The 15,497-nt window shown below is 60.9% G+C and carries 14 protein-coding genes; 9 read left to right on the top strand and 5 right to left on the bottom strand.

Annotated features, from left to right (window positions below):
• Window positions 1–10: 10 nt before the first annotated feature.
• The 3 genes from FHS83_RS01780 to FHS83_RS01770 are packed head-to-tail and all read right to left on the bottom strand — an operon-like array spanning window position 11 to window position 3,967.
• A complete protein-coding gene (locus FHS83_RS01780) occupies window positions 11–1,543 on the bottom strand; it encodes a DHA2 family efflux MFS transporter permease subunit (RefSeq protein ID WP_167080277.1) in 1,533 nt (510 codons plus the stop codon).
• 4 nt (window positions 1,544–1,547) lie between these two features.
• Window positions 1,548–2,525 (bottom strand): HlyD family secretion protein, encoded by a 978-nt coding sequence (locus FHS83_RS01775; protein WP_167080275.1) that lies wholly within the window; start codon window positions 2,523–2,525, stop codon window positions 1,548–1,550.
• A gap of 8 nt (window positions 2,526–2,533) precedes the next feature.
• Window positions 2,534–3,967, bottom strand: a complete 1,434-nt coding sequence (locus FHS83_RS01770; RefSeq protein ID WP_167080273.1) for an efflux transporter outer membrane subunit — start codon at window positions 3,965–3,967, stop codon at window positions 2,534–2,536.
• 88 nt (window positions 3,968–4,055) lie between these two features.
• Here FHS83_RS01770 and FHS83_RS01765 point away from each other — a divergent pair, with 88 nt between their 5' ends.
• The 9 genes from FHS83_RS01765 to gmk all read left to right on the top strand — a co-directional run bounded on the left by FHS83_RS01765 (window position 4,056) and on the right by gmk (window position 12,260).
• Window positions 4,056–4,706, top strand: a complete 651-nt coding sequence (locus FHS83_RS01765) for a TetR/AcrR family transcriptional regulator (RefSeq protein WP_167080271.1) — start codon at window positions 4,056–4,058, stop codon at window positions 4,704–4,706.
• A 428-nt stretch (window positions 4,707–5,134) separates the two neighbouring features.
• The gene (locus tag FHS83_RS01760) at window positions 5,135–5,821 is read left to right on the top strand and encodes a TetR/AcrR family transcriptional regulator (protein WP_167080269.1); all 687 of its coding nucleotides are present in this window, start codon (window positions 5,135–5,137) and stop codon (window positions 5,819–5,821) included.
• 134 nt (window positions 5,822–5,955) lie between these two features.
• Window positions 5,956–6,912 (top strand): ACP S-malonyltransferase, encoded by a 957-nt coding sequence (gene fabD / locus FHS83_RS01755; protein ID WP_167080267.1) that lies wholly within the window; start codon window positions 5,956–5,958, stop codon window positions 6,910–6,912.
• Window positions 6,912–7,652, top strand: a complete 741-nt coding sequence (gene fabG / locus FHS83_RS01750; protein ID WP_167080265.1) for a 3-oxoacyl-[acyl-carrier-protein] reductase — start codon at window positions 6,912–6,914, stop codon at window positions 7,650–7,652. The genes fabD and fabG overlap by 1 nt, the downstream gene beginning before the upstream one ends.
• A gap of 157 nt (window positions 7,653–7,809) precedes the next feature.
• The gene (locus FHS83_RS01745) at window positions 7,810–8,049 is read left to right on the top strand and encodes an acyl carrier protein (RefSeq protein WP_167080263.1); all 240 of its coding nucleotides are present in this window, start codon (window positions 7,810–7,812) and stop codon (window positions 8,047–8,049) included.
• Between the two features lie 19 nt (window positions 8,050–8,068).
• Complete coding sequence (gene fabF, locus FHS83_RS01740; RefSeq protein WP_167080262.1) at window positions 8,069–9,325, top strand: beta-ketoacyl-ACP synthase II; 1,257 nt, start codon at window positions 8,069–8,071, stop codon at window positions 9,323–9,325.
• Between the two features lie 40 nt (window positions 9,326–9,365).
• Window positions 9,366–10,343 (top strand): endolytic transglycosylase MltG, encoded by a 978-nt coding sequence (mltG, locus tag FHS83_RS01735; protein WP_167080260.1) that lies wholly within the window; start codon window positions 9,366–9,368, stop codon window positions 10,341–10,343.
• 268 nt (window positions 10,344–10,611) lie between these two features.
• Window positions 10,612–11,499, top strand: a complete 888-nt coding sequence (locus FHS83_RS01730; RefSeq protein WP_167080258.1) for a YicC/YloC family endoribonuclease — start codon at window positions 10,612–10,614, stop codon at window positions 11,497–11,499.
• A gap of 125 nt (window positions 11,500–11,624) precedes the next feature.
• Entirely contained in the window at window positions 11,625–12,260 is a 636-nt protein-coding gene (gene gmk, locus FHS83_RS01725; RefSeq protein ID WP_167080256.1) for a guanylate kinase, read from the top strand.
• 226 nt (window positions 12,261–12,486) lie between these two features.
• On the opposite strand, the gene ppk2 is transcribed toward gmk, so the two are convergent.
• The gene (gene ppk2, locus FHS83_RS01720; RefSeq protein WP_167080254.1) at window positions 12,487–13,395 is read right to left on the bottom strand and encodes a polyphosphate kinase 2; all 909 of its coding nucleotides are present in this window, start codon (window positions 13,393–13,395) and stop codon (window positions 12,487–12,489) included.
• Between the two features lie 37 nt (window positions 13,396–13,432).
• Entirely contained in the window at window positions 13,433–15,442 is a 2,010-nt protein-coding gene (locus FHS83_RS01715; protein ID WP_167080252.1) for a hybrid sensor histidine kinase/response regulator, read from the bottom strand.
• Between the last annotated feature and the right edge of the window lie 55 nt (window positions 15,443–15,497).

Genomic DNA, 15,497 nt, shown 5'->3' with positions numbered 1-15,497 from the left:
AGTGTGCGGACTAATGCCCCACTGGAGGTTTCCCATTCGCATGACGTGGCGGCTTGGGCGCGATCCAGACAGCGGCTGCGGTGAACAATAACACCACGCCGATGGCGAGGAAGGTCTGGTTGGTGCCTAGCTGCGCGGCTTGTTGCAGCACGCCCAGGTCAAAGAGGCTGCGCGCTTTTTGTTCAGTGAAGCCACCTGCCTGTAAAGCCGCCATCATGTCCTGGCCGTGCCGAACGCGGCTGACCAAAACCGCCTTGTTCCATTTGATGGCGTTCTCCCAGGCGGCGACCACCACAGCGGTGGCGATGGCGCCCGACAGGGTCCGGATGAAATTGAACTGGCCCGCGCCGGCGGCAGTATCCTTCGGCGGCAGGGAACTGACCGACATGTCCATCAAGGGAATGATGATCAGCGGGAAAGAAAGACCTTGCAGCACTTGCGGCCAGAGCAGCATCTCGAAGGTCATCTCGCCATTGAAGAAGATGCGCATCAAGGATGAGCCGGCGCAGAAGAGCAGCCCCACCATGATGAGCAGGCGGTGATCGAATTTGGTCATCAGCTTGGTGGTGATGGGTGCCAGGATCACCGAGAAGATGCCTGCGAAGGCGGTGTTATAGCCGGCAAGGGTGGCGGTGTAGCCCTGAATGTTCTGGAGCCAGAGCGGCACCAGCACCACCGCGCCGAACATGGCGCCGTAGGCGAGCGCGATCACCACCATCGAGACTGAGAAGGAGCGGTTGGCGAAGACGCGTAAATTCACGATGGGATTGGTATCGGTCATCTCCCAGATCACAAAGGCGATGAAGCCGAGAATGGTGGTGACCAGCAGCGCGACAATGAAATCGGAATTGAACCAATCCATGTTCTGGCCATTGCCGAGCATGATCTGCAATGCGCCGACCCAGAGCACCAACAGGCCAAGGCCGACGAAGTCGACGCGGGATTTCATCGTGGGCATTTCATGGTCCTTGAGCACATACCAGGCGAGCGCGGCGAGCGGCAAAGCCAGCGGCAGCTTGAAATGGAAGGCCCAAGGCCAGCTCCATTGATCGGCGATGATGCCGCCCAGCGCTGGCCCCGCGACAGGGGCGAGAATGGTGGTCATGGACCAGACGGCGAGGGCGGCGACCTCATGCTTCTGCGGCACGACTTTCAGGAGGAGGGTTTGCGAGAGCGGGATCAGCGGCCCGCCGCACATGCCGAGCAGGATGCGGAAGACGATCAGCATCGGCAGGCTGGTGGCAAGGCCGCACAACACCGAGACAATGCCGAAACCGAAAATGCCGGTGACAAACACCCTGACGGGGCCAAAACGCTCGGCGAGCCAGCCGGTCAGCGGCACCATGATTGCTTCGGCGACGGCATAGGCGGTGATCACCCAAGTCCCGTCGGCGGAAGAGACCGCGAGGCCGCCCGCGATCTGCGGCACCAGCACATTGACGATGGTGATGTCGAGAATGGCGAGGAAGTTCGCCATCGCCAGCACCAGCACAATGGCGACGAGGACAAACCCCGAAGGTTCTTTTTTGCCGCCCGCGCTCATGGCCTCAGTTCGACACGTCGATGGTGGCTTTCATGGAGAGGCCGACGCGCAAGGGATGCGCCTTCAGCTCATCGCGGTCGAGCGTGATGCGGACCGGAATGCGCTGCACCACCTTGATCCAATTGCCGGTGGCGTTCTGGGCCGGAATGATCGCGAAGGCCGCGCCAGTGCCGCCGCCAAGCCCGGCAACAGTGCCGTGGAACTTCGCGCTGGAGCCATAAAGATCGCTGATCAGCGTGACCGGCTGGCCTTTCTTCACATGGGCGAGCTGGTCTTCCTTGAAATTGGCTTCGACATAAACATCGGCGACAGGAACGACCGTCATCACCGGGCGGCCCGCCGCCGCCATCTGGCCGACCTGGATATTCCTCTGCGCCACGATGCCGGTGACGGGCGCGCGGATCACGGTACGCTCCAGATTGAGTTTTGCGGTATCGCGCTGCGCTGCCGCCGCCAGCACTTCGGGGTGATGGGCGACATCGGTGTTGCGGGTTAAGGCCTCGGCAGCGCCCAATGCGGCCTTGGCGGCTTCATAAGCGGCGCGGACGGAAGTGAATTCTTCATTCGACATCGCGCCGGTGCCCTGGATTTTCAGGCGGCGTTCGTAATCAAGCTTGGTGCGCAGATAATCGGCCCGGCGTGCTTCAGCCGCCGCGAAATAGGTTTCCACCTTGCGGGTCATCGCGCCGTACGCGGCTTCAGCTTGCGCAAGCGTGAGCTTGGCGTCGGCGGGATCGATCACCACCAGCACATCGCCTTGGTGCACCTCCTCACTGTCATGCACCCGCACCTCTTGTACCCGGCCATTGGTAAGAGGCGTCACCTGCGCGGAGGAGACCTGCACGTAAGCGTCTTCGGTGGAGACGTAATTGCTCGCCACCAGCCACCAATAGCCGATCGCGATTACCGCCAGCACGGCAATGCCGATACCGAACCAGGCGAAATAGGTTTTGCGGGCGCCGGAAAGATTTTGGTCGGCCATGATGGGTCTCACATCTTCGCGCTATATCCGCCACCAAGGGCGCGGATCAGGGCAATGTCATAGGCAAAGGCTTGCGCTTCGAAATCGGCCACGGCCATGCGCTGCACCAAGAGGCGGTCTTCCACCGCGAGGACATCGAGGTAGCGCGCCATGCCCGCCTGATAGCGGGTGCGGATGACGCGATAGGCGTTCTCGCTTTCCGATAGGGCGTTGCGGGCGTGGCTGAGTTCGCCTTCCAGCGCCTTGCGGTTGGAATAGGCGTCCGCGACATCGCGCAAAGCATTGCCGAGCGTCTTGTCATAGAGCGCCACCGCGGCCTCGTATTTGGCGCCCGCCGCGCGATAGATGCCGGTGTTGCGGCCATAATCGAAAATGGGAAGCCGCAAGGCCGGGCCTATGCCTGCCATCTCGGAGGAGGATTTCAGCAGCGATTTCGCATCCAGCGTGCCAAAGCCATAAAGCCCGGTGAGATCGATATTGGGATAGAAATTGGCCTCTGCCGCATCGATGCCTTTGGCGGCGGCTTCAGCATAAGCGCGCGCGGCGACGAGATCTGGGCGGCGTCCGATAAGATCAAGGCTCAGTTTTTGCGGCAGGCCCGACGAGCGCAAGGGATGGGCGCGCATGACTTTGATTTGAAGCCCGTAATCGGGGCCCTTGCCAATCAACGCGGCGATGGCATGGCGCACGCGGGCATTGGCGGCATTCACCGCTTCCTTCTGCACCTTGGCAGCTTCCACAAGAGCGCGGGCCTGCGAGCGGCTGGCTTCGTTTTCCAGTCCCGCCGCGAAACGTTTTTCCACGAGCGTCAGGCTTTCGCTCCGTATGCGGATGGCCTCATCGGCGGTGGCGCCATCGGCTTCAATCTGGGTCAGGGCGGCATAAAGCGCGGCAACGCCCGCCGAGATTTGCAGGCGCGCTTCTTCTTGCTCCGCTTTGGCGGCTTCGGCGGTGGAGAGGGCGGCGGCGAAATTGGCGCGGTTCTTCCCGAAAAGATCGAGCTGGTACTGCATGCCGAGCGTCAAAAGCGCGGCGTTATGAAAGCCCTTGGGCAGATAGGGCTGGAACATCGCGGGAAAGCCGATGTTCTGCGTGATCTCGGTCTCCATGAAGGTGGCATTGCCTTCCACCGTCGGCCACAACAGCGAGCCATAAACATCGGCCACGCCTTCGGAGGCTTTGACGCGCGCGGCGGCCATTTTCAGATCGGGCGAGTCTTTCAGCGCGTCGGCGATCAACTGATCGAGCGCGGCATCGCCAAAGGATTTCCACCACGCGTTTTCTGGCCAGGCCGCGGTCTCAGCGGAGAGGCTTTGCGCGCTGTCGAATTTCGCAGGGGTGGCAAGTTCGGGGCGGGGGCCAAGATCGGGCACACAAGCCGTCAGCGTCAGACTCGAGCCGACGAGAATCGCCTGGAGTACCGAAGACTTCGCCCGTGACATGGAGACCTCGGATTGTGTACGATACAGTACGGTACGAATACCAGGAACGCGCGAGAGTCAAGAAATTCTCGTCGGGTAAGGCAGCGGCATGTTTACAGGGAAAGACGGCGAGAAACTCAGCTCGGAGGCGCGCCATGACCTCATCCTCGATGTGGCGCATCGCCTTTTCATCCGCGATGGCTATGCGGGCACCTCGATGTCGCGCATTGCGGGCGAACTCGGCGGCTCCAAGACCACGCTCTATAACCACTTCCCCTCCAAGAAAGATCTCTTCGTCGCGGTCACGGATCGCGAGACGGCGCGGCTGCTTGATGCGGTGTTCGGAACCGAGGCGGCTGGGGCCGATTTCAAAACCCGCATCATCGATCTGGCGCGCCGGATGCTGGGCGCCATGCTGGAGGATGAGATGGTGGAATCCTATCGCCTGATCGTCGCCGAATCGGGCCGCTTTCCGGAAATCGGTCATACCGCTTACGCTATGGCGCTGGAGCGGGGCGTGGTGCGCTTCACCGCCTATTTCGCGCGCGCGATAGATGAGGGGTATTTGCGCCGCTGCAACGCCGCCCATGCCGCCGAGCATTTCATCGCGCTCGCAAGCGGGCTCCTGCGCGATAAGCGGGTGTGGAATGTGGTGACCATGGTGCCTGAGGCGATGATCCTTGCCGAGGCGGGGCGCATCGCGAACACCTTCCTCGCGGCCTTTGGCAATGATGCGCTGAGCAGGGCGGCGAGGGCGTAAAACCTCTCCCCCTATGAGGAGGCTTCTATGCCCCAATTGTCATGGCCCGCGACTGCGGGCCATCCAGATTGTGTTGCCCAATTCCAGTCACTGAAAAATCAGGCCTTTCCTGGAAGGGCAAAGCCGCGAGACCTGGGTGGCCCGCAGTCGCGGGCCATGACAAATCGGGAAAGGGGGGAGCGTTCGAAAGAAATCGCAAGGGCGGCTAGGCCAGTTTTTTTGGGGGAAACGTGCCATGGCGGGATAATATCGCCGCCGCCCTTGCAATGACCGGCTTGTTGGAGCCGGTATCTCGTAGGAAGGTTCGTTCCAAAAGCTATTCAAACCTTCAACTGTACGGTACAGTACATCATCTGCGGCGCCAAAGTCAATGCAACGGCGTGCCGCAGGGCTACCGCAAGGATGGCTTTGCCCGTTAAAAGGCTGTCATGGTTATGGTCGAAGGGCGCAAGCCCACTCTTTCCGAAAGCCGCAAGCTGACGCCCGACGAACGGCGCGCGGCCATTCTCGATATCGCCCGCGAAGCCTTCTTGCAGGATGGCTATTCGGGCACCTCGATGTCGCGCATCGCAGCCGAGGTCGGTGGATCGAAAGCCACGCTCTACAGCTACTTTCCATCGAAGAAAGAGCTCTTCATCGCGGTGACCGATCGCGAGACGCAGCAGCTTTATGACGAGATTTTCAAGACACAGCTCTCTTTCGAGCCGACCGCCGCCGCGTTTCAGGATTTCGTGCGCCGCTGTCTCCACGGGCTTTTGTCCGACACCATCATCGCGGGCTACCGCCTGATCATCGCCGAGGCGGGGCGATTCCCGGAGATGGGCAAACAGACCTATGAGCTCTCGGTGCGGCGCGGGGCGGAGAGACTCGCCCATTATTTCGCCGAGGCTATGGCGCATGGGACGTTGCGTCTGTGCGATCCAGTAGAAGCCGCCGAAAGCTTCCTGGATCTCGCCGCGGGCAATCTTCACACTCAAAGGTTGTGGAATGCCGTCGAAAAGGTTGCACCGGAGGCGTTGGAACGGGAAGCCAAGCGGATCACGGGGGTATTTCTGGCCGCTTATGGCAATGACACCCTCTCCCAGGCCGCGCGCAGGGATGATTCTGCGTCATGAAGCCCGGATTTCTGGTCCGCGTTAGCCAAGTTCAGCTTTCAACCCTCTGGACGCGCTTGACTTAGCTTCCAGCCCTTGATTTGTGTCGCCCCCATTCGCCGCTTCGCTTGCGGCTGCAAATCTTAAGGACGCGTATGACGCGGGCTTTCATTTTTCCGGGACAGGGCAGCCAGGCTGTCGGCATGGGCAAGGCGCTGGCCGAGGCTTTCGCGCCTGCGCGCGAGGTCTTCCAAGAGGTCGACGAAGCGCTGTCGCAGCACCTTTCCAAGCTGATGTGGGAAGGCCCCGAATCCGATCTGGTTCTGACCGAGAACGCTCAGCCGGCCATCATGGCCGCCTCCATCGCGGTTCTGCGCGTGCTGGAGAAAGAAGGCGGTCTTGACGTTGCCAAGCATGCCCGCCTCGTGGCTGGCCATTCGCTCGGCGAATATTCCGCGCTTTGCGCCGCGGGGGCCTTTACGTTGGCCGATACCGCGAAGCTCCTTAAAATCCGTGGCCGCGCCATGCAGGCCGCCGTGCCGGTGGGCGAGGGCGGGATGTATGCCTTGATCGGCGCCGATATTGCGCTCGCCGAAGAGGTGGCCAAAGAAGCCGTCGCGGCCGCGACCGAATCTGATCCCGTCTGCGTCGTCGCCAATGACAATGCGCCGGGCCAGGTGGTGATCTCTGGCCGCAAGGCGACGGTGGATCGCGCAGGCGAACTTGCCAAGGCGAAGGGCGTGAAGCGCGCCCTGGCGCTGGCTGTTTCCGCGCCCTTCCATTGCCCGATGATGCAGCCCGCCGCGGAAGCCATGGCCGAAGCGCTCGCCGCCGTGACCATCGCGCCCTTGAAGGCGCCGGTTGTCGCCAATGTGATCGCCGCCGAAACCAATGAGCCCGAAGCGGTGCGCCGCCTTCTGGTCGAACAGGTCACGGGCCGCGTGCGCTGGCGCGAAAGCATCGCCGCTTTGCGCTCTTTTGGCGTCGAAACCACGGTCGAATTCGGCGGCAACAAGGTGCTTACCGGCATGGTCAAGCGGATCGACAAGGATCTTCTGACCGTCAGCCTCGACACCCCCGCAGACATCGAAGCCTTCGCGAGGACCCTTTAATGTTTGATTTGACCGGCAAGGTCGCGCTGATCACTGGCGCTTCCGGCGGGATCGGTAACGCCATCGCCAAGGCGCTGCATGCGCAGGGCGCGAGCGTTGTTCTTTCCGGCACCCGCGCCGAGGCTCTCGAAGCCTTGAAGGCGGAGCTTGGGGAACGCGCCTTTGTCGCCACCTGCAATCTTTCCGACCCCGCGTCGGTCGAAGCGCTGCCCAAGACGGCGGAAGCCGCTGCCGGTGCGCCGATCGATATCCTGGTCAACAATGCCGGCGTGACCAAAGACAATCTCTCCATGCGCATGAAGGATGAGGAATGGGATCAGGTCATCGCGGTCGATCTCACCGCGGCCTTCCGTCTTTCCCGCGCCGTTACGCGGAACATGATGAAAAAGCGCTGGGGGCGGATCATCTCTGTGACTTCCATCGTCGGCGCGATCGGCAACCCCGGTCAGTGTAATTATGCCGCGGCCAAGGGCGGTCTCACGGCCATGTCCAAATCGCTGGCCTATGAGGTCGCGACCCGTGGAATCACCGTGAACTGCGTCGCCCCCGGTTTCATCGCCACGGCGATGACGGATGTGCTCAACGAGCAGCAAAAAGAAGCCATTTCGGCGCGTATTCCGGCCCAAAGAATGGGGTCTCCGGCCGAAATTGCGGGTGCGGTCGCCTATCTCGCCAGCGAGGAAGCGGCCTACGTGACCGGCCAGACTCTCCATGTCAATGGCGGCATGGCGATGATCTGACAGGGTTTTCAATAGTTTAATGCCTGTGGCGGGACGTAAGGCTTTGTGTTACGAAACGGCTGACCCCCACCGGTAAATGTGTTGTGAGGGCCCGTGCCGCAGGCCAAGGCGAATGCAAGCGCGGTGTGAAGAGCAAAGGAAAGGCTTAGGACTACCAATGAGCGATACTGCCGAACGCGTGAAGAAGATTGTCGTCGAGCACCTGAACGTGGAGCCCGACAAGGTCGTCGAAGGCGCGTCGTTCATCGACGATCTCGGCGCTGACAGCCTGGACACGGTCGAATTGGTTATGGCCTTCGAAGAAGAATTTGGCATCGAAATTCCCGATGACGCTGCTGAGCAGATCGTCACCGTGAAGGACGCGGTCGCCTTCATCGATGCGCAGAGCGGCAAATAACAAAAGATAGTCGGTACTCATGCGTAGAGTAGTCGTGACGGGGCTAGGGTTGGTCACGCCGCTTGCGGGCGACGTGGAAAACTCATGGTCGCGCCTTATCCAGGGCAAGTCTGGCGCCCGGCGCATCGAGAAGTTCAATACCGACGATCTGGCGACGAAGATCGCCTGCATGGTCCCCAAAGGTGATGGAACGAACGGAACGTTCAATCCTGATTCCGGCATGGACCCCAAAGAGCAGCGCAAGGTGGACGAGTTCATCGTCTACGGCATGGCTGCCGCGGCGCAGGCGGTTGCCGACTCCGGTTGGGAGCCGAAGACCGAGGAAGAGAAAGAGCGCACAGGCGTTCTGATCGGCTCGGGCATCGGCGGGCTCGAAGGAATTGCGGAGACCACGTTGCTGATGGCCGAAAAAGGCCCAAGGCGCGTGTCTCCGTTCTTCATTCCGGGCCGCCTCATCAATCTGGTCTCGGGTTACGCCTCTATCCGTTTCGGTTTCAAAGGCCCCAACCACGCTGTGGTGACGGCTTGCGCCACCGGCGCCCACGCCATCGGCGATGCGGCCCGCATGATCGCGCTGGACGATGCGGATCTGATGCTGGCGGGCGGCGCGGAAGCGGCTGTCTGCAAAATCGGCATCGCGGGCTTCAACGCCTGCCGTGCGCTTTCCACCGCCTATAACGACACGCCTGAAAAGGCCTCGCGTCCCTACGATAAGGACCGCGACGGCTTTGTGATGGGCGAGGGCGCGGGGGTGGTGATGCTGGAAGAGTACGAGCATGCCAAGGCGCGCGGCGCCAAGATTTACGCGGAAGTGAAGGGCTATGGCCTCTCGGGCGACGCCTATCACATCACCGCGCCGGCCGAAGACGGCGATGGCGGTTTCCGTGCCATGAAGATGGCGCTGAAGAAGTCGGGCTTTTCGGCTGCGGATATCGATTACATCAATGCCCATGGCACATCGACCATGGCGGACGGCATCGAAGCCGGTGCTGTGGAACGCTTCCTGGGCGATGCCGCGATCGGCAAGCCCATGAGCTCGACCAAATCGGCCATCGGCCATCTTTTGGGCGCGGCCGGGTCTGTGGAAGCGATCTTCTGCATTCTCGCCATGCGCGATGGCATTATTCCGCCGACCATCAACCTCGACAATCCGGCCGTCGACACCAAGTTGAACCTGGTGCCGCACGAAGCCATCAAGCGCGAGGTGAATGTCGTGATGTCGAACTCCTTCGGCTTCGGCGGCACGAATGCATGCTTGATTCTGGCGCGTCCGTAATAGGCCGAGGCGCGCCCGTAAGTCGTAGTGGGGGGCGCCTATGAAGAACTTCATCGCGTTTGTTGTCGTTGTCGGTGTGCTCATCGCGGGCATCATCGAATGGGGCTATGCCGCTTTCACTGCGCCGGGACCTGTCGCCAAAGAGGGCAAGGAAACCATCGTCGTGATCAAGCCCGGCATCGGCACCAAGGCGATCGCCGACAGCTTGAAGGACGCGGGCGTTACTGATCATCCCGAAGTTTTTGCGATTGCCGCTTATGCCACCGGCCGCAACAAGGCGCTGAAGGCGGGCGAATACGCTATCCCCGACCGCGCCTCGATGAAGGCGATCATGGATATCCTGATCGCAGGCAAATCCATCCAGCATAAGCTCACCGTCGCCGAAGGGCTGACGAGCCAGATGGCCTATGATCTGGTGAAGGATGATCCGGTGCTTTTGGGCGAAGCGGGCGCGGTGCCGGCGGAAGGCAGTCTGTTGCCCGAGACCTATCTTTTCCAGCGCGGCGAAACCCGCAAAGACCTCCTCGCCAAGATGAAGAAGGCGCAGAAGGAGGTGCTGGATCGGCTGTGGGAAAATCGCGCGCCGAACCTGCCCATCAAGACCAAACAGGAAGCCTTGATCCTCGCCTCCATCGTGGAGAAGGAAACCGGCATTCCGTCGGAGCGCCCGCATATCGCCTCGGTGTTCATGAACCGGCTCAAGATCGGCATGCGCCTGCAATCGGACCCGACCATCATTTACGGCATCACCAAGGGCTATCCTTTGGGGCGGCGTATCAACCGTTCCGAGATCGAAGCGGCGACGCCCTACAACACCTATGTCATCGCGGGCCTGCCGCCGCATCCGATCTGCAATCCCGGCAAGGATGCCATCGCCGCCGTGCTTAATCCGATCGAGTCGAAGGACCTTTACTTCGTCGCCGATGGCACCGGCGGGCATGTCTTCGCCGAGACCGTGGAACAGCAAAACATCCACGTCGCCGCCTGGCGCAAGATCCATATCGGGCAGGGGAAGTAAGCGGGATTTCAACCCTCCCCTTGAGGGAGGGTCGAAAAATGCGAGAGCATTTTTCGGGGAGGGGTATGCCGAGGTCTGCTAAGCTTAGCTCCGTGTTGGAACTAGCATGGCATCCCAAAACGGCCCGTTCCTCCTCATATTCTTTGGTGGCGCGACATACCCCTCCCCGAATTTGCTTTCGCAAATTCGACCCTCCCTCAAGGGGAGGGTAGGGCTTTTGTCTAGTGAGGCCAGGCTGTAAGTTCCGGCCAAATCAAGGGAGCTTTCTATGCCGCTCGTCAGTATGACTGGTTTTGCCGAAGGGCTCGGCGGGCGTGAGACGGCGCGCTGGCGCTGGGAAGCGCGTAGCGTCAATGGCCGCGGGCTGGAACTGCGGTTGCGTCTGCCACCCGGTTTCGAAAGCATCGAGCCGGGCGCGCGCGCCCTCGCCAACAGCCGTTTCAAGCGCGGCAATATCCAGGCCTCGCTGAATTTCGATGCCGGGCTCGGGGCGCGCGGGCTTCGCGTCGATGCTGCCGCGCTTGCTGCCGCCGTCAAGATTGCCAAAGAAGTGGCGAATGAAACCGGCCTGCCGCCCGCGCGTATCGATGGGCTTTTGGCGCTGAAAGGCGTCTTGGTGCAGGATGAAGGCATCCTCGCCGATGCCGAGGAACTTGCGAAACGCGATGCCGCTATTCTCGAAACCCTGGCGCAGTGCTTTGATGCCCTCGCCAAGGCGCGCGCCAGCGAAGGTGCCAAGCTCGCCACCATTCTGAACGGCCAGATCGAAGAGATCGCGCGACTGACGACAGAAGCCGGTGAGGCCGCCGCCACCCAGCCCGCCGCCATTCGTGAGCGCTTGAAGCAGCAGCTTGCTGATCTTGTGACGCCGGGCACGGTGTCGGGCGAGCGCCTGGAACAGGAAATTGCGATGCTGGCGACCCGCGCCGATATCCGCGAGGAAATCGACCGGCTGAATGCCCATGTCGCCGAAGCGCGCCGTTTGCTCGCCGCGGGTGATGCGGTGGGCCGCCGTCTCGATTTTCTGGCGCAGGAATTCAATCGCGAAGCCAATACGCTGTGCTCGAAGTCTACCGACATCGCGCTGACACGTATCGGCCTTGACCTTAAAGCTGCGATCGATCAGTTCCGCGAGCAGTTGCAGAATGTGGAGTGACCGTCATGGCCGCCCTTGAGGCGGCCATCCGGGCGGTGCTGGTAATAAGATGGATGGCCGGGTCAGGCCCGGCCATGACGAAGAAGAAAATGGCCCGTCAAGCCATGACGATTAGGTGGTAGTAAATGACCGTTGAAATCAAACGCCGTGGCTTGATGTTTGTGTTGTCCTCGCCTTCGGGGGCGGGCAAATCCACCCTGTCGCGCGGGCTCTTGAAATCCGAACCCAACCTCACCATGAGCGTTTCGGCGACGACGCGCTCTCCGCGCCCCGGCGAAACCCATGGCCGCGAATATTACTTCGTGGGCTTGGGCGAATTTCAGCGCATGGTGCAGGACAAGGAATTCCTCGAACACGCCGAAGTCTTCGGCAATCACTACGGCACGCCGAAAGAGCCGGTGATGGAGGCCCTCGCCAGCGGCCAGGACGTGCTGTTCGATATCGATTGGCAGGGCGCGCAGCAGCTGCGGGCGCTCGCCGGTGATGACATGGTCAGCGTTTTCATTCTGCCGCCGTCGCGCGCCGAACTGGAGCGCCGTTTGCGTGGCCGCGCCGAGGATACGCCCGAAGTCATCGCCCAGCGTATGGCCAAAGCCTCCAACGAGATCAGCCGCTGGTCGGAATACGATTATGTGGTGGTCAACGATGATGTCGCGGTGGCGCAAACCCAGGTGACGGCCATTCTCGCCGCCGAACGCTTAAAGCGCACCCGCCAGCCGGGCCTTTTGAGCTTTGTCGATGGGCTGGTGAAGGGCGGCTGAGGGCTTTTGGAGATCAACTCAAACTGTCATCCCGGCCGCAGTGCGCGCTGCGAAGCAGAGAGCACGTAGAGCCGGGATCCACTTCGACAATGTTCAGATTTCTGAGTGGGTCCCGGATCGCGCCCTTGTACCAGATGACACGATCTTGGCGGGCGCGTCCGGGATGACAACATGCGCTCGTAAACCCAAAGCGATAGTCCACCCTCAAAGGGAGGGTGGAGTTTTCTCAATACCGCTCCGGCACCCAATGCTGATCGGATTTTTTCGGGCGCTTATAGCTGTTGTCGGGCTGGCGCGCGGGCAGTTCGAATTGGATCGGCTTTAGATCCTTATACGGAATTTGCCGCAGGAAATGGGCGATGCAGTTGAGCCGCGCCCGCTTCTTGTTATCCGCATCGACGATATACCAAGGCGCGAGTTTGGTGTCGGTGTGCTTCAGCATCACATCCTTGGCCTTGGAATATTCCACCCAGCGCTCGCGGCTTTCGATATCCATCGGCGAGAGCTTCCAGCGCTTGATCGGATTCTTCATCCGCTCGAGGAAGCGTTTCTCCTGCTCCTCGTCATTTACGCTGAACCAGTATTTGAGCAGGATAATGCCGGACCGCACCAGCATCTCTTCGAAGAGCGGGCAGGCGCGCAAAAACTCCTTGTATTCGTCCTTGGAGCAGAAGCCCATGACATGCTCGACGCCCGCGCGGTTATACCAGGAGCGGTCGAAGAGCACGATCTCACCCTTGGACGGAAGCTGTTCGACATAGCGCTGGAAATACCATTGCCCGCGTTCTTTTTCGGTCGGGGTGGCGAGCGCCACGACCCGGCAGGAGCGCGGATTAAGGCACTCCGTAATACGCTTGATGACGCCGCCTTTACCCGCCGCATCGCGCCCTTCGAAAATGACCACCACCTTCAGGCCTTGCAGGCGGACCCATTCCTGCATCTTCAAAAGCTCGAATTGCAGCCGGGCGAGTTCATCAACATAGTGATAGTGCTTGCCATGCGGCGGCTTGGGCGGCTTGGCGTCGCCGAGGATTTCCCAATGCCGTTCCAATTGCGCGCGCTCTTGCGCGTTACGCAACACTTCTCCGCCCAATTTGGGGTGGCCCATCGTAATGGCCTTTCGCGAATGACGCATGAGCGTGACACGCTCATCTCAACGCGAGCTTAACGCTTCAAGACGCCTCGGCAAAGCGGTTCGCGCGGGTATCAAGGCCTGCGATCGCGGCAAAGAAGGCTTCCACTTCCATCGGCTTATGCAGAAGCGCGCAATTGGTCATGTCTTCCGGCATCGCCTTCAAACCTGTGTCGCCGGTCATTAACACAGCGGCGACATTGCTGTTGAGGCGGCGGCGAATGGTGCGGATGACATCAAGCCCATTGGCGCCAGGCAAGCGATAGTCGCACAGGATCAGGCCCGGGGTCAGACCGGATTCCAGCATCGCCAGCGCGGCATCGGGTGTGCCCGCCATATAGGTCTCGCAATCATAGGATTGCAGCAGCATCTGCATCGCTTCGGCGACGTCCTGATCATCATCGATCAGAAGCACCACAGGATATTCGCTGGTGCGCGGCGTGCTGGCGGGCGACTCCGCCTTGGCCGGGACGGGCACATACTGGCTTTCCGCGGCAGGAAGCTCGATGGAGAAAGACGAGCCGGAACCAAGCTCGGAATGCACCGAGATGCGGTGGCCAAGGCTGTCAGCAATGCGCTTCGCAATGGAGAGACCGAGACCCAAGCCCTTGCGGCGGTCGCGCGCGGGATTGGCGAGCTGCACATGGTCTTCGAAAATCGCTTCGATGGCTTCGGCGGGAATGCCGATGCCGGTATCGGTCACCGAGACGCAAATCTTGTCGCCGACCTGTTCGCAATAAATGCCGATCAGTCCCTTGGCGGTATAGCGGATGGCATTGATGACGAAATTGGCGATGATGCGTTCCAAGAGCTTGGGATCGCTGTGCACGATGAAATCGTCAGGGATATAGGAAAGGCGCAGGCCCTTTTCCATCGCCTGCATCTGGGTATTGGCGACGACGCGTCCGATCAGCTCGGCGATGGAGAAATCCTCGCGCCGGGGCTTCACATGGCCGCTTTCGAGATCGGAGATATCGAGCAGCACATCGAGTATGTCGCTCATCGCTTTCAAGGGCTGGCGGGCCCGGTCGGCGAGGTCTTCATCGTCGTAATGCGCGCTCTTGCGGGCCAGCACGGAAAGATAGGCGAGCGAGGCCTGCAAGGGCTGGCGCAGATCGTGGCTTGCGGCGGCGACGAACCAGGATTTCTGGGCGTTGGCACGGTCGGCTTCGTTCTTCAATTCCTGTAAGGCGGCGGTGCGTTCGCTGACGCGCAGCTCAAGTTCCTGATAGCTTTGCAGTAAGGCCTGTTCGGCGCGTTTGCGCGCGGTGATCAGCTCGCTATAGATCAGCATGCCGCCGATCTTGCCGTCGCTGGCATACCAGGGCTGCAGCTCCCAGCGCAGCCATTCGGTGGTGCCGTCGCGGCGCGTGAAACTGTCTTCGTCGGAACGGATGGTCTCACCCGCGAGGCAACGCTTATGGGTTTCGCGCCAGCGCTCCGGCATGTCGTGGAAGACATCGTAATGGCTAAGCCCATGCAAATCGCGCGAGGTGAAACCGTAGTCGGTGAGCCAGCGGTCGGAGACGATGAGATAGCGCATCTGCCGGTCGAGCAAGGCAATCGCGGCGGGCGCATGTTTCAGGAACAGCTTGAAATGTTCGTTGGCGCGCTTGAGGTCGATGTCGGCGGCGCGCAGGCGACGCTCTAGATCCTCATTGGTGTTGCGCAGGTGATCGGTCACGGCGGCGTGTTTGCGCATATCGTGAAGGATGCAAACAACCCGCTCCGTGCCGTTCTGGGTTATGCTGTTGAAGCTGAGCTCGACGGGAACGTCCTTACCAAGACGATCGAGCGCGCCAGCCTGCATGCCACTGGTGCGGTTGGCGAACAGGCTTTCACGCCCGCGCCGGAATGAGGGCACGATGGTATCGAGAGGCTTGCCGAGAAGATCGGATTGTATATAGCCAAGCAGCAGCAGGGCCGCGTCGTTCGCGGCGGCGATCACGCCATCGGCCTCGAGTACCAGCATCGGCTCGGGTGACAGCGCCAATAAGGACTGAAGCTGTTCCATGGTGCAGATCAAGCGGGTTTGGCTCTTAGCAGGCATATAACCCCGGAACTGCTTTCGCTGCGATTAACGTCTAGGAAACTATAGCCAGACG

It is taken from the genome of Rhizomicrobium palustre (genome assembly GCF_011761565.1).
Classification (GTDB): Bacteria; Pseudomonadota; Alphaproteobacteria; order Micropepsales; family Micropepsaceae; genus Rhizomicrobium; species Rhizomicrobium palustre.
This window is presented reverse-complemented; position numbering and strand designations above follow the sequence as displayed.

What these genes read in the sequence shown, in the direction of transcription:
- FHS83_RS01780 (WP_167080277.1), bottom strand. Translation starts at nt 1,543, where the DNA reads ATGAGCGCGGGCGGCAAAAAAGAACCTTCGGGGTTTGTCCTCGTCGCC.
- FHS83_RS01770 (WP_167080273.1), bottom strand. Translation starts at nt 3,967, where the DNA reads ATGTCACGGGCGAAGTCTTCGGTACTCCAGGCGATTCTCGTCGGCTCG.
- FHS83_RS01745 (WP_167080263.1), top strand. Translation starts at nt 7,810, where the DNA reads ATGAGCGATACTGCCGAACGCGTGAAGAAGATTGTCGTCGAGCACCTG.
- FHS83_RS01775 (WP_167080275.1), bottom strand. Translation starts at nt 2,525, where the DNA reads ATGGCCGACCAAAATCTTTCCGGCGCCCGCAAAACCTATTTCGCCTGG.
- fabF (WP_167080262.1), top strand. Translation starts at nt 8,069, where the DNA reads ATGCGTAGAGTAGTCGTGACGGGGCTAGGGTTGGTCACGCCGCTTGCG.
- FHS83_RS01765 (WP_167080271.1), top strand. Translation starts at nt 4,056, where the DNA reads ATGTTTACAGGGAAAGACGGCGAGAAACTCAGCTCGGAGGCGCGCCAT.
- gmk (WP_167080256.1), top strand. Translation starts at nt 11,625, where the DNA reads ATGACCGTTGAAATCAAACGCCGTGGCTTGATGTTTGTGTTGTCCTCG.
- ppk2 (WP_167080254.1), bottom strand. Translation starts at nt 13,395, where the DNA reads ATGCGTCATTCGCGAAAGGCCATTACGATGGGCCACCCCAAATTGGGC.
- FHS83_RS01715 (WP_167080252.1), bottom strand. Translation starts at nt 15,442, where the DNA reads ATGCCTGCTAAGAGCCAAACCCGCTTGATCTGCACCATGGAACAGCTT.
- FHS83_RS01760 (WP_167080269.1), top strand. Translation starts at nt 5,135, where the DNA reads ATGGTTATGGTCGAAGGGCGCAAGCCCACTCTTTCCGAAAGCCGCAAG.
- mltG (WP_167080260.1), top strand. Translation starts at nt 9,366, where the DNA reads ATGAAGAACTTCATCGCGTTTGTTGTCGTTGTCGGTGTGCTCATCGCG.
- fabD (WP_167080267.1), top strand. Translation starts at nt 5,956, where the DNA reads ATGACGCGGGCTTTCATTTTTCCGGGACAGGGCAGCCAGGCTGTCGGC.
- FHS83_RS01730 (WP_167080258.1), top strand. Translation starts at nt 10,612, where the DNA reads ATGCCGCTCGTCAGTATGACTGGTTTTGCCGAAGGGCTCGGCGGGCGT.
- fabG (WP_167080265.1), top strand. Translation starts at nt 6,912, where the DNA reads ATGTTTGATTTGACCGGCAAGGTCGCGCTGATCACTGGCGCTTCCGGC.